This window comes from Panacibacter microcysteis (genome assembly GCF_015831355.1).
In the GTDB taxonomy this organism is placed as follows: Bacteria; Bacteroidota; Bacteroidia; order Chitinophagales; family Chitinophagaceae; genus Panacibacter; species Panacibacter microcysteis.
This window is the reverse complement of the sequence record NZ_JADWYR010000001.1, coordinates 431,516-445,483: the sequence shown is the minus strand read 5'-3', so window position 1 is coordinate 445,483 and position 13,968 is coordinate 431,516. Positions and strand designations below refer to the sequence as shown.

At 43.6% G+C, this 13,968-nt stretch carries 9 protein-coding genes; 7 read left to right on the top strand and 2 right to left on the bottom strand.

Annotated elements, in window-relative coordinates; translation table 11 throughout:
- Nucleotides 1-66: 66 nt before the first annotated feature.
- Nucleotides 67-1,326 (bottom strand): 2-oxoglutarate dehydrogenase complex dihydrolipoyllysine-residue succinyltransferase, encoded by a 1,260-nt coding sequence (gene odhB, locus I5907_RS01835; protein ID WP_196989041.1) that lies wholly within the window; start codon nucleotides 1,324-1,326, stop codon nucleotides 67-69.
- Between the two features lie 424 nt (nucleotides 1,327-1,750).
- Between odhB and I5907_RS01830 the strand changes: the two genes are divergently transcribed.
- Entirely contained in the window at nucleotides 1,751-2,701 is a 951-nt protein-coding gene (locus tag I5907_RS01830) for a cytochrome c (protein WP_196989040.1), read from the top strand.
- A 21-nt stretch (nucleotides 2,702-2,722) separates the two neighbouring features.
- A complete protein-coding gene (locus I5907_RS01825; RefSeq protein WP_196989039.1) occupies nucleotides 2,723-3,403 on the top strand; it encodes a hemerythrin domain-containing protein in 681 nt (226 codons plus the stop codon).
- 203 nt (nucleotides 3,404-3,606) lie between these two features.
- On the opposite strand, the gene I5907_RS01820 is transcribed toward I5907_RS01825, so the two are convergent.
- Entirely contained in the window at nucleotides 3,607-5,157 is a 1,551-nt protein-coding gene (locus tag I5907_RS01820) for a glycoside hydrolase family 32 protein (RefSeq protein WP_196989038.1), read from the bottom strand.
- 516 nt (nucleotides 5,158-5,673) lie between these two features.
- Between I5907_RS01820 and I5907_RS01815 the strand changes: the two genes are divergently transcribed.
- From I5907_RS01815 to I5907_RS01795, 5 genes are all read left to right on the top strand, one after another.
- Complete coding sequence (locus tag I5907_RS01815) at nucleotides 5,674-8,727, top strand: ligand-binding sensor domain-containing protein (protein ID WP_196989037.1); 3,054 nt, start codon at nucleotides 5,674-5,676, stop codon at nucleotides 8,725-8,727.
- A gap of 251 nt (nucleotides 8,728-8,978) precedes the next feature.
- Entirely contained in the window at nucleotides 8,979-10,379 is a 1,401-nt protein-coding gene (gene fumC, locus I5907_RS01810; RefSeq protein WP_196989036.1) for a class II fumarate hydratase, read from the top strand.
- A gap of 204 nt (nucleotides 10,380-10,583) precedes the next feature.
- Nucleotides 10,584-11,084 carry a TlpA family protein disulfide reductase gene (locus I5907_RS01805; RefSeq protein ID WP_196989035.1) on the top strand — a complete coding sequence of 167 codons (501 nt, stop codon included), beginning with the start codon at nucleotides 10,584-10,586 and terminating at the stop codon, nucleotides 11,082-11,084.
- Between the two features lie 237 nt (nucleotides 11,085-11,321).
- Nucleotides 11,322-12,251 (top strand): malate dehydrogenase, encoded by a 930-nt coding sequence (mdh, locus tag I5907_RS01800; RefSeq protein ID WP_196989034.1) that lies wholly within the window; start codon nucleotides 11,322-11,324, stop codon nucleotides 12,249-12,251.
- Nucleotides 12,252-12,502: 251 nt separating this feature from the next.
- On the top strand, nucleotides 12,503-13,933 hold the full coding sequence (locus I5907_RS01795) for a PQQ-dependent sugar dehydrogenase (RefSeq protein WP_196989033.1): 1,431 nt from the start codon (nucleotides 12,503-12,505) through the stop codon (nucleotides 13,931-13,933).
- Nucleotides 13,934-13,968 lie beyond the last annotated feature (35 nt).

Here is a 13,968-nt window from a genome sequence, read left to right as displayed (position 1 = left end):
TGTTGCCGGCTACATACAAATAAAAAAGCCCGCTAACCAGCGGGCTTTGCTATAAAATGATTTCAGTTAAAGCTCCAGTAATGTTTTCACGGGATCTTTGCCAATCAATAACAGTTCAGGATTTTCCAGTAATTCCTTTACCCGTACAAGAAAGCTTACACTCTCTCTTCCATCGATAATTCTGTGGTCGTAGCTAAGCGCCAGGTACATCATGGGGCGAATAACCACTTGCCCATTGATAGCCATCGGCCTTTCCTGTATCTTATGCATACCAAGAATGGCGCTTTGTGGTAAATTGATAATGGGCGTGCTCATTAAGCTGCCAAAAACACCACCGTTTGTAATGGTGAATGTGCCACCCTGCAATTCTTCCATGGTTAGTTTATTGTCCCTGGCCTTACCCGCCATCTCAATAACTTTTTTCTCAATATCGGCCATGCTCAGGCTTTCCACGTTGCGTATAACAGGAACGGTTAAGCCGCGTGGTGTGCTTACTGCTATACTTATGTCTGCATAATCGTGGTACTGCAAAACATCACCGTCTATATAGGCATTTACCGCGGGCCATTCGCTTAAAGCAATAGCGCAGGCTTTTGCAAAGAAACTCATAAAGCCAAGGTTTACACCATGTGCTTTATTGAACGCATCTTTGTGCTGTTTGCGGGTTTCCATAATGCGTGTCATATCCACTTCGTTAAAAGTGGTAAGCATTGCGGTGGTGTTTTTTGATTCCACAAGCCTGCGGCTGATGGTTTTGCGCAGGTTGCTCATTTTTTCTTTACGCACATTGCGGGTAAAGAGTTCCTGGCCGGCAAAAGCTTTCTTGCCTGGGTTATTCAATGCCTCCAGCACATCATTTTTCATGATCTTACCACCAAACCCGGAAGGCTGTATTGAGGAGGGGTCAACTTTTTTGTCGGCAATAATTGCAGATGCTACCGGTGTTGCCTTTACATCATTCGGTACCGCCGTAACCGGCGCTGCCTCTGGTGCAGGCTTTGCTTCCGCTTTCGGTGTTTCTTTCACCGGCTCAGCAGGTGGTGCTGCAGGGGCGGCAGCAGGTGCCTGTGGTGCTGCGGCTGCAGGCTTTTCGGCACTTTCATCTATATGGGCCAAAACAGAGCCAATGTTTAGTGTATCACCTTCCTTCGCAATCGTTTTTAATGTACCTGCCTGTTCAGCATTTACTTCAAAAGTTGCTTTTTCGCTTTCCAGTTCGGCAATAACTTCATCCCTGTCTACATATTCGCCATCTTTCTTTGTCCATTTTAGTAAGGTAATCTCACTTATGGACTCGCCAACCGTTGGAACTTTTATTTCGATCATAACCTTCTTTTTCGGATTGCAAACCTACTTTAAAAAGGCCAAATCTACATTCAAATTTTTGTTACATAACTAAGCGGTAATCCGCATATGGTTTACTATTACCCAAAGCAGTTGGCGAATTGTTTCCGTTGCCGGTGCTGGCAGCGCGTAAAGCTTTTTTTTACATGGAAGCCGGCATAAGGTTTTCATGGCATCGCCGGTTGTGTCACTCTCTTGTACGTTCGGTTGTTATGGCATCTCCGGCGTTCTGTTTTGCGCAGGCGCCGTAGTAATGCACCCGTATTATTTAGCATAATATACTTTACGCTGGCCTTTATTATATACTTCACACAGGTATTTCATCAGTTCATGCAACAACCGCTTCCTGCCGCATTTGCACGGTTATAATTTGGCACCCGATTATTAACCTTGATAAACAACCAACATGTTTAAGAAGATTGCAAAATGGACCGGTATTATCCTGCTGGTTCTTATAACAGGCATCAGCGTTACCGCTGCATTCAGGCAAAATGTTGTCTATGATGCTCCATACCCGCAAATTAAAGCAAGTACAGACAGTGTCGTTATTGCACGCGGCAGACACCTGGCTTACAGTTCCGCCCATTGTGTAGATTGCCATAGCACAGCCAATGCAGACTCACTGATCAAACTCGGGCTCGATGTTCCTTTATCTGGCGGCTTTGATTTCGATATAGGTATCGGCCATATCTATTCAAAAAACATAACGCCGGATTCTGCAACCGGTATAGGCAGGTACACAGATGCAGAACTGGCCCGAGCCTTAAGATATGGCGTGCATCCAAATGGTACGGTCGTATTCGATTTTATGCAGTTTCACAATATGAGCGATGACGATCTTGTAGCGGTGCTTTCATTCATCAGGTCTCAGAAGCCGGTCTACAACAAAGTGCCTGATAACTCTCTTGATGTTATGGGAAAATTGGTAAAGGCATTCCTGGTAAAACCCGCAGGGCCAACAGAACAGGTACCGGTATCAGTAGTGATCGATACCTCTGCAAACTATGGTCGTTACCTTGCCAACAGTGTGGCAGAATGTAATGGCTGTCATACAAAGCGGGACATGAGCGGCGCCTTCACCGGCGAACCTTTTGGTGGAGGCAATGAGTTTGCAGAACATGGCAATCCTTTATTGATAACACCAAACTTAACCCCCGATTCATCCAGCAGGATATTCGGCTGGAGCCAGGCTGACTTTATTAAACGTTTTAGAATGGGCAAAATCATTCCATACAGTCCTATGCCGTGGCAATCTTTTGGCCGCATGACAGATGATGAACTAAAAGCCATTTATAAATACCTGCAAACATTGCAGCCCGCAAAAACACAACCCGCTAACAGTACAGCAAAAAAATAAAACACACTTAAAACAAATTTTATGCAACGTTACAATCCATTCAGCCTGGTACATAAAGCGCTTCGCAACATGCTTTATGATGCGGCTTTAACACTACAGCAAACAGATTTTACAGAACCGGAAGAAGCAAACTTAGCAATTGAAAAAATAGAACATGTCATTTACACTTTTGAAAAACATGCCATGCACGAAGACAGGTTTGTTTTGCCGGCTGTAGAAAAATACGAAGCAGCGTTAGTGCAGTCTTTTGAGAGCGAACATGGCGAGGACATGAAACTTGGCAACATGTTAAAAAACCTTGTAAACATTTACCGCAATGTTAACTTTGAAGAAGAGAAGATCAACGCCGGTTCTGCCCTGTGTAAAGCCTTTAATGATTTTATGGTATTTAACCTGCAGCATATGAGTAAAGAAGAAATGCTCATTAACCCTGTGCTCTGGAAATATTTTACTGATGAACAGGTTGGTGGGATAAATGCGCAAATAGCTTCGAACATAGCCCCGGAAGAAATGATGCAAATGGCTGCATGGATGATTAAGAGCATAAGCCTGAAAGAAACTATAACCTGGTTAACAGGCGTGAAAGCAAATGCACCTGTGTTTGTTTTTGAATCATTATTGCAACTTGCTGAAAAGCATGTGCCTGCAGGAAAATTTGAGACCATCAAAAAATTACTTAACACAAGCGCAATTGCTGCGTAAAAATATGCCGGAAAATGAAAGTGAAATCATTGCTGCAGCCATCGTTACTGATCTATTTAATAATCACTAAACTGAGACTCCGAAAATACAGGAGTGCCAATATACATGCTGTGTTATAACGATTTTTTTTATAAAATAAGAAGAAGGTTATGGTTGATAACGTAACCTTCTTCTTATTGGTGTTATTTAAATTGGTACACTGATCAGTGAATTGTTTTTTTAATTTCTTTTACCTGCACATTTGAAAAGGTGGCCTTGCTGTTATTTGCAAAAAAAGCTATACCACCTTCATTCTTTAAAGGGAATACAATATCTGTAATTGCAAACAAGCCTCCGTCTGCAAATACTTCCACGATGCTTTTGTCCACCAAAATGCGCAGCGATATTTTATTCTTGCCTGCAGGAATGTTGATTTTTTCTATGCCTGCAAACTGGTTGCTGAAACTCGTATCGCCAGACCTGGTGCGATCCAGGCTAAGCGTGTTGTTTGCAGCATCAAATGATATAACAGTCTCTTCATTCCCGCTTTTGAGTACGCTTATCCCTGCAGTACCGCTTGTTTCCAGGTCAAACGACACATCCAGAGATGTACCTTGCACATGCGCTAAGTTTCTGGCAGTATTTTCGAGTGTAATGCCTGGTTCGCTGAAAATCTCTTTTTCATATGTTGTTATTTCTGAAACAGGCTGCTGAAACAAACGTAAACCATCTGTTGTGTTTTTCAGCGTAAGTACACGTGGCACTGTATAAGCGCCACGAAAACCCCTGGTAGGAATGTCGTTGGCATAACTCCAGCAGTTTGCCCAGCCGATCATAATGCTTCTGCCATCGTTTGACGGAATGTTGTTAAATGTAATGCCCGCATAAAAATCTTTACCGTAATCGATGTATAACGGATAGGAAAGCTTATCAGCGGTAAAAGTTTTTCCATCAAAATTTCCAATAAAATATTGTACTGCCAGGAAACTTTTTTGCGGGTGGCCGCCCGACAAAGAAAGTATCCATTTCTTATCATTGGTGCCTTCTATAGTCAGCGGAAAAAGATCCGGGCATTCCCAAATTTTATCAGTGTTACCAATATTGCCAAATTCACTGAGCAATGTCCATTGCTTTAAGTTTTTGGAAGTATAAAACTGTACCTTGTATTCAAGTGGTTTTACAGCGGCCATGACCCATTTTTTTTCCGGTGCGTACCAGAAAACTTTTGGATCGCGGAAATCGGATAAATGGATATCGAGTACCGGGTTATTTTCATATTGTTGCCATGTTTTGCCCTGGTCTGTGCTGTATGCAATGCTCTGGTGTTGTCTTAAACCTTTTCCGGCACTGTCTATATGAGATGTGTATACAGCCACGAGTGGTGCAATACCGTCTTTGCCAAAGCCACTGGTATTGAAGCTGTCAACCACCGCGCTTCCGCTAAAAATCATTGTTGTGGTGCCGTCTGCATTTTTTATTTCGGGTATGGCCAGCGGCTGTTGCTGCCAGTTAAAAAGATCGTCGCTTGTAGCGTGTGCCCAGCTCATGTGGCCCCATTTATCGCCGAAAGGATTGTATTGTGCAAACAGGTGATATTTTCCGTTGGCGAACACCAGGCCATTAGGATCATTGATCCAGTTGGAGTCTGTTGTAAAGTGATATGAAGGGCGATATGATAAAGTATCGTTTATAATTGTATCATTTTTCTCAGTGGTACTCTGGCAGGCGTTGATGATTAAATATGCAGCACCAGCTATAAAGGAGATTCTTTTCATGCTAAAACATTGAAATGAACAATATGGAATAGTGAAATGAAATATAGGATAAAAAATGGGTTATGATACCGATATGGCATAAAAGTTTCATGAAAGGTTTGTCTTTTATTGAGTACAATGAAGTTGTTGTTTTATCTGCAGTAAGCTTTTAAATTTTTGCGGATGCGCTAAATCGGAGCGCTGCAGTTGCCATGAAAGAGGAACCCTGAACCGAGCGTGGCAACAGGCGATGCCATAATAACCATAGCCGGTAACATCATAAAAAACAGGGTTCTGGAAAGAACCCCGGTCACATTATCACCAAACCAACTTTAACTATGCTTGATTATAGATCAAAGTTGGTGAATAGTACAGGCGATAGCAACAGGCTATTGTATGAAGTGTTCATTTCGCCGCATGTGTTGTGGTGCCTTGCAGTTCATACGCGGTTTGTAACAATTCATACGTACAAATGGCGGCGTATGTAAGATGTATACGGTGGAGTGGTTAATTTTGAATACACCAAAAACCAGCTGATTGTTTCGTTTTTTTCTTTTGCTATGTCTTGTTGCGGTATGCAATGTTGCTGCGGCACAGCCGGAAAAGCAGTACGTGTTTACGCATTTCAGTACCAGCAACGGTCTTGCTTCCAATATTGTGCGCAGTGTAACGCAGGATAACCAGGGTTTCATCTGGTTAACTACCATCAGTGGCCTGCAGCGGTATGACGGAAACAAATTCATTACATTTCGCAACAAGCCTTCTGATCCATCAAGCATTCCCTCGGATGAAATTTATCATATTACCGAAGATGGAAAGCAACGTTTATGGATTGCGACAGGCACGCACGTCGGAATTTTTAACAGGCAAACCTTTCGCTACGAGGATAAGCCGATTTACGGCAATACAGCCGAAGAACCATTTGTAATTCTTTTTATTGACCAGGATTATACAGGCACGCCGGTAATGTATATATATGGAAAAGGCATCTTCAGGTATGATGAGGAGAAGAACCAGTTTATGCCAGTGGCATTGTTTAGAATGCCTAAAGAGTGGGATCCTATAGATATCTCCATATCTGAGGACAGAAATGAAATAATATATGGATGCAGGCCAGGATTTGCAGTGTATAACCTGAAGACCGGTAACATTAACCTGCGCGGTCATATTGAAGACAGTATTCCACTGTTAACACAGTTAGACGATGAGCGATCTGTGGTTACAATCTTTGATAAAGGAAAGGATGATCTGTGGTACAGCACCTGGCCGCCGCTGGGTGGTGCGCCATTTTTCCAGTACAGGAATTTTAAAACAGGCGAAACAAAAAAGCTCAGTTTATATGAGGCATTTCCCAGCCAGGGTTATTACGAGATCAATGGCTTAATGAAGCAATCGGGGGGAAGGCTTTGGTTTTATGGCCGGTCATTTATTGTGGAATACCTGCCTGCTGAAAACGCTTTTCGAAAGGTTATTAACAAATACCGGGATGAGCAAAGCATAAAGTTTGAAACAGCGCATCATATGTTTGAGGACCGGCAACACAACATATGGGTAAGTACAGACAATGGTGTGTTTGTGTTTAATCCTGACGCGCAGTCTTTCTTTAGCCACAGCCTTTTGAGGCCAGACGGATCGGGCCTGGACGAGGCGCCGGCCCAAACGGCGCTGCAGCTAAAAGACGGGAGCATTTTTGTAGGGGCATGGGGTACGGGGTTGTATTATTTCGATAGCGCACTTAACCGCAGGCCACTCCCCGCTGCGCTTAAAAAATACCAGGCACCTTATAGTATATGGGATATCAGGCAGTCAAAAGACAACACTGTATGGATGGGTGTTCAAAATGGTGTGCTGCTGATTTATGATCCTGTAAAACAATCAGTCATTGAATTGCAGGATTCTGTTTTCCGGCAAAAAACAATCAGGCAGATCAGCGAAGATGAAACCGGTAATATCTGGTTTGGAACACAGTCAGGCGCTGTTGTTAAGTGGGATAAAAATGCAGCGGCGGGCAGTTATCGCAAAGGTTACAGCGTTATAAAGAAAAATGATACCGCCATCATGCATAAGGTATATGCCGATGGACGCGGCTATGTTTGGGCAGGCAGCTACGGCAAAGGCCTGTTTAAATACAACATACACACCAATAAGCTGGAAGATCATATTACTACCACCTGCCCGCCCGGCCACCGGTTATGGAATAACATCGTAAATGATATATACCGGTACAACGACAGCCTTATTCTAATAGCCTGTGGTTCGCTGGATGTACTGAATACAAATACGAATGAAATAACACATATTACCACTGAAGATGGCCTGCCTTCCAATACCGTTTATTCTATTGAAAAAGATAAGACCGGGACATTGTGGCTTGGTATGGCACATGGCCTTTGCCGCATGAACCTCGAAAAAAAGATTTTCTTCGTGTACGACAGAAGGGATGGTATCAGCTACGACAATTTTAACCCTGCCGGTGTGGTGAAGCTAACAGACGGCCGGCTGGTATATCCTACTGATCATAATTTTATTGTCTTCAATCCCGCTTCTATTGCAGGGGCGCCGGCACCGCCGCCAGCCATTATTACAGATTTTAAACTGGCAGGAAAATCTGTTTTGGTAGACTCACTGCTGGCATTAAAAAAAATCGAATTGCAATATGACAATTCTTCTGTTGCCATCGAATTCAGTACGCTCAATTATATCAGCCAGGATAAACTTCACTTTCATTATAAACTCGATGGCATTGATAAAGTGTGGAATGAAACAACCGATATCAACCAGGCAGTGTATAGCTACTTGCCACCCGGTGAATATACTTTACACGTAAAGGCAGAAAACAGTAACGGAGACAGCGGTAATGAAACCTTATTGCACATACAGGTACTGCCACCTTTTTACGCAACCTGGTGGTTCTATTGCCTGGTTGTGCTGGCTGGTATCGGCATCATTTACTGGATAGATAAAGAGCGCATCAATAAACTGCTTACCATGCAGCAGGTAAGAACAGAAATTGCCGGCAATCTACACGATGAGATCAACACCACGCTCAGTAATATTAACCTGCTTAGCGAAATGGCCAAGATCAAAGCCGATAAAGATATTACACGTTCCAAAGAATACATAGACCAGATAAGTGATAAGAGCCGTAAGATGATGGAATCTATGGATGACATGTTGTGGAGCCTGGACCCTGCAAACGACAGCATGGAAAAAACCATACTCCGCATGAAAGAATTTGCTGATGGGTTACAAAACGAATACCCGGTAAACATCCTTATGGAGGTGGATCAGCAGGTATTATCTGTAAAAGCGGGTATGAAAATCAGGCACGAGTTGTTTATCATTTTTAAAGCTGCATTAATGCTCGTAGCGCAAAGCGGTTCCTCCACAGAAACGCTTGTAAATATTGATAAGGAAGCCGGTTTTCTTTCGCTTAAAGTGTACGATAAAACGGTCGTGCTGCAAACAACTGATCCCGCCATAAATAGCCTGCTCAATGAAATGGAGAAACGTGCAGTATTGATCAATGCCACATTAGACGTATTGGCAGACCATACCGGTATGGCGGTCGTTCTCCAAATGCATGTATAGAGCGCATTGCAGAAGCGTGTGAACAATGCATAAAAGGTGTCGTCAGCAGTAGTTTTTTATGGCATCGCCGGTTGTGTCACTCCCTTGTACGTTCCGTTTTCATGGCTGCTGCAGCGTTGCGGTTAAGCTATCTTGTATTAACTTCAAAGAGGAAGAGTGCGCTTTATTAATAAGCACATTCAATAAATATTGAAATCAATTTTCATAAACCTGCAATCCCTTTACCTTTGCCGCACTAAAAATTGATCTGTATGGAATATCGTATAGAAAAAGATACAATGGGCGAGGTAAAAGTACCTGCAAACGTTTATTGGGGTGCACAAACACAGCGCAGCATCGAGAATTTCAAGATTGCACAGGATATCAATAAAATGCCAAAACCAATCATCGATGCATTCGCTTACCTCAAAAAAGCGGCAGCCATCACCAATTGTGATTTGGGTGTATTACCCGCCGAAAAGAAAGATGCCATCGCTCAGGTTTGCGACGAAATCCTGGAACACAAACTCGACGACCAGTTTCCGCTGGTGGTTTGGCAAACAGGCAGTGGTACACAAAGCAACATGAATGTAAATGAAGTGGTTGCTTACCGGGCGCATGTTATAAAGGGTGGTGCACTTACAGATAAAGAAAAATTTTTACACCCGAATGATGATGTAAACAAGTCTCAGTCTTCTAATGACACCTTCCCTACCGCCATGCACATTGCAGCCTATAAAATGCTGGTTGAAACAACGATACCGGGTGTAGAGAAACTGCGTGATACACTGGCGGCAAAAAGCAAGGCTTTCATGAACGTGGTAAAGATCGGCCGCACCCACTTTATGGATGCGACGCCCCTCACACTCGGACAGGAATTCAGTGGTTATACCGCACAGCTAAACTTTGGTTTAAAAGCCATCAAAAACTCGCTGGCGCACCTTAGTGAGCTGGCACTTGGTGGTACAGCAGTTGGTACAGGCATCAATACACCAAACGGTTATGCAGCGCTTGTTGCAAAGCACATTGCAACGCTCACAGGCTTGCCTTTTGTAACTGCAGAAAATAAGTTTGAAGCACTGGCAGCGCATGATGCAATTGTAGAAGCGCATGGTGCACTAAAAACTGTGGCCGTAAGTTTAATGAAAATTGCCAACGATATTCGCATGCTGTCCAGCGGGCCGCGCAGCGGCATCGGTGAAATTTTCATTCCCGATAATGAGCCGGGTTCATCCATTATGCCGGGAAAAGTAAACCCAACGCAGTGCGAGGCCCTTACAATGATTGCAGCGCAGGTAATGGGTAACGATGTGGCCATCAATATTGGTGGTGCCACCGGTCATTTTGAACTGAACGTGTTTAAACCCGTAATGATCGCAAACTTTTTGCACAGTGCAAGACTGATCGGCGAGGGTTGCATAAGCTTTAACGATAAATGCGCAGCAGGTATAGAACCGATAGAGGCAAACATCAAAAAGCATGTAGATAACTCGCTGATGCTTGTTACATCTTTGAATACAAAGATCGGTTATTACAAAGCAGCAGAGATAGCACAAAAAGCACATAAGGAGGGTACAACGCTAAAGGAAATGGCTGTGAAACTGGGTTATGTTACTCCTGAAGAATTTGATGCCTGGGTTATACCGGCAGATATGGTGGGAAGTCTTAAGTAATAAGTAAGAATAAAAATTCAAAAGTCGTTCTGTTAAGAGCGACTTTTTTATTGGAACTCCAACACTCCGTGCACTTAACTCCATCACCTCTGTGGTTAAATTTTTTCATAAAGCACTCCCGCTGCATGTTGCCAATGCTTTTTAACAAAGCCTCGTTAGCTTATTATGCACTTTCACTGATATTTGTACAGTTAAACAATTTTCATGAAGCAATTTCTTTTCATTCTATTGGTTTCAGGTATTTCATTTTGTGCCAGCGCGCAAAAAGAAAAAAAACAACCTTACCAGAAAGATTCCACGCTACCATCTTTTAAGATGTTGCTTACAGACAGCACCACATGGTTCAATAGCGACGAGTTGCCAAAAGACAAACCTGTAGTAATGGTTTACTTTAACCCGGAGTGCGGCCACTGCCAGTTGACGGCACATGAATTCATGGAGAAGGCTGACGCATTTAAAGATGTGTTTTTTGTATGGATCACTTACCGGGCTACCATGGATGAGATTAAACGGTTTGGCAGCGATAGTAAAATGATGGATGCCTCGAACGTAAAACTGGGTAAAGAGTTGCAATATACCATTGTGCCTTTTTACGGCGTGCAGTACACACCTTATATAGCCGTTTACAATGCAACAGGTAAACTCCTTAAAACTTTTGATGGCGGCACAGATCCTGATACGGTAATGGGTTTATTGAAACAATGAGTTATTGATAACAGTATGTAACCCCGGCGGGCAACATGAATGCACTGATTACATGGTGCCGCAACCGCAGACTGCAGCTGCTTTATATACTGCAGTACAAGTGTGCGACGCAAGGAACGGTGAAGAGTGTTACCACTGCCCGGTACATCATTAAAAAAAGAAAAATCTCTCAGCCACAAAGGCCAATCCCTTTACCTTTGCTGCGCAAATAAATTCTCACACTAAATCAATTGTTATATGAAAGTTACGGTTGTAGGTGCCGGAGCAGTTGGCGCTACCTGTGCAGATAATATAGCCCGTGCGGCACTATGCCAGGAGTTAGTTTTGTTAGACATTAAAGAAGGTCTTGCAGAAGGTAAGGCGCAGGATATGATGCAGACGGCTGCATTACTTGGTTTTGATACGCGTATCGTTGGCAGTACAAACGATTATGCTAAAACCGCCGGCTCTGATGTGGTGGTAATTACATCTGGCCTGCCCCGCAAACCAGGTATGACCCGTGAAGAACTGATAGGCACCAACGCCGGAATTGTAAAAGGTGTGGCAGAAAATATTCTGAAACATTCTCCTGATGCGATCATCATTGTGATCTCTAACCCGATGGATACAATGACTTACCTTACCCTTACTGCTACAGGTTTACCAAAGAACCGTATTATTGGTATGGGCGGTACGTTGGATAGTGCCCGTTTTAAGTACCAGCTTAGCCAGCACCTTGGCTGCAGCGCAGGAGATCTCAATGCGTTGGTAATAGGTGGCCACGGAGATACCACCATGATTCCACTGATACGTTTTGCAACATGGAACAGCGTTCCGGTAACAGAATACCTCTCTGCAGACCAGCAGAAACAAATAGTGGCAGATACAATGGTTGGTGGCGCTACGCTTACCAAACTTATCGGTACATCTGCCTGGTATGCGCCGGGCGCCGCCGGTGCTGCACTGGTTAAAAGCATCGTGCGTGATGAAAAGAAATTATTTACCTGCTGCGTAAGCCTGGATGGAGAATATGGTCAGAAAGATATTTGCCTGGGCGTGCCCGTAGTTATTGGTAAAAACGGCTGGGAAAAGATCATCGACTTTAGCCTCAATGATGAAGAACAAACGTTGTTCAACAAAAGTGCAGATGCCGTAAGAAGCATGAATGATGTGCTGAAAACTTTGTAATAGAAGAATTATTTTATACGTAACCCCGCCTTACATTCGTTCGGCGGGGTTTTTGTTGCAGCTATGTCAGACTTTTAAAAATGATTCGTTTATATTGGCCAAAACTGCATTGCTACTTTCATCGCCTGTTGTGTCACTCACTTGTACGGTAGCAAATACTTCAGCATAGTGTAACCCGCTTTGTTTTGTTGGCCGGCATACAACGGTAAGTCAGTTTTCCTCTTTTAACCAGAACCAAAATTGCCCATGCTATGAAAAAAAATGTACTCCTGCGTTTGTTATTGTTACCATGCTTTTATTGCTTGCCGGTTTTATGGTTGAGCGCACAACCTACATTAACTTTCACGCCTTTTATCAGTAATGTGCCTTCAGCGGTAGATATTAAAAATGCCGGCGATGGCACAAACAGGTTGTTCATTGTGCAGCAGACCGGAACGGTAAGAGTGTATAAAAATGGTACCCTGCTTACCAGGCCTTTTTTAAATGTAAAACGCATTATTAAAAACGGTAGCGAGCAGGGGCTGCTAAGCATCGCATTCCCTCCCAATTATGCGGCAACAGGTTATTTCTTTATTTATTATACCGCAGCAAATGCCAATGTTACGCTGGCAAGGTACAGGGTAAGTGCCACCAACCCCGATGTGGCAGATCCATCATCCGGTGTGGTATTGTTTTCTTATCCTAAACCCGGCGGGTTTAATAACCACAATGGTGGTGCACTACAGTTTGGCAGAGATGGTATGCTGTATGTAACCATTGGTGATGGTGGCAGTGGGGGAGACCCGTTTAATAATGCGCAGAACCTTACTTCGCCTTTTGGCAAAATGCACCGGCTTGATATACGCCTTTTAAAATCGCCATACTATAAAGTGCCTGCAGATAACCCTTTTATTAATACCCCCGGCGCTGTAAAAACCATATGGGCCTACGGTTTGCGCAACACTTGGCGCTGGAGTTTCGACCGCCAGACCGGCGATACATGGATTGCTGATGTGGGCCAGGATCTTTGGGAAGAAGTTGATTATGCTGCATCTGCAAAAGGTTTAAACTTCGGCTGGCGTTGCTACGAAGGCAATAACACCTACAACCTGGATAGCTGTAATCTTCCGGGCAACTATACTTTTCCTATCCTGGCTTACCCGCATAATACAACGTCAGGCGGCTTTTCTGTAACAGGTGGTTATGTGTACCGGGGCAGTGCCATCCCTGCTTTGCGTGGCTATTACATTTGTGCCGATTACATAACCGCCAATGCCTGGAAGATTATTTCCAACGGTGCCGGCGGTTTCAACATTAGCACGCAGAAAAATGTACCGGCAGCTATTGTATCGTTTGGGGAAGATGAAAGCGGCGAAATGTATGCAGCCTCGCTAAACGGAACCGTGTATAAAATTGGTGTGCAGGCTGCAGTTGCTGCACAAACAGATAATGACTTAATAAATGGCATTGCTTATAACCAGGTTTATCCTACCATAATTACCAATAACAGTATTACACTGGCAATGAAAGATGTGTTTAAAGCGGTGCGTATTGCAGACCTGAATGGCAGGCAGGTGTTTACCCAAAATCTGGTTAACCAATCCGGCGTGGTACAATTATCCTTGCCGGCTTTGGCAAAAGGAATGTATATGCTGGAACTGGTGGGCAGCAAAACAGAAAAGTTTAAAATTATTGTGGAGTAGTATTCAGAAGATTAGCCCACGCAAAGCGGGGGCTA

Bases quoted from the DNA above. Each gene is read 5' to 3' on its own strand.
- odhB (WP_196989041.1), bottom strand. From the start codon at position 1,326: ATGATCGAAATAAAAGTTCCAACGGTTGGCGAGTCCATAAGTGAGATT.
- I5907_RS01830 (WP_196989040.1), top strand. From the start codon at position 1,751: ATGTTTAAGAAGATTGCAAAATGGACCGGTATTATCCTGCTGGTTCTT.
- I5907_RS01825 (WP_196989039.1), top strand. From the start codon at position 2,723: ATGCAACGTTACAATCCATTCAGCCTGGTACATAAAGCGCTTCGCAAC.
- I5907_RS01820 (WP_196989038.1), bottom strand. From the start codon at position 5,157: ATGAAAAGAATCTCCTTTATAGCTGGTGCTGCATATTTAATCATCAAC.
- fumC (WP_196989036.1), top strand. From the start codon at position 8,979: ATGGAATATCGTATAGAAAAAGATACAATGGGCGAGGTAAAAGTACCT.
- I5907_RS01805 (WP_196989035.1), top strand. From the start codon at position 10,584: ATGAAGCAATTTCTTTTCATTCTATTGGTTTCAGGTATTTCATTTTGT.
- mdh (WP_196989034.1), top strand. From the start codon at position 11,322: ATGAAAGTTACGGTTGTAGGTGCCGGAGCAGTTGGCGCTACCTGTGCA.
- I5907_RS01795 (WP_196989033.1), top strand. From the start codon at position 12,503: ATGAAAAAAAATGTACTCCTGCGTTTGTTATTGTTACCATGCTTTTAT.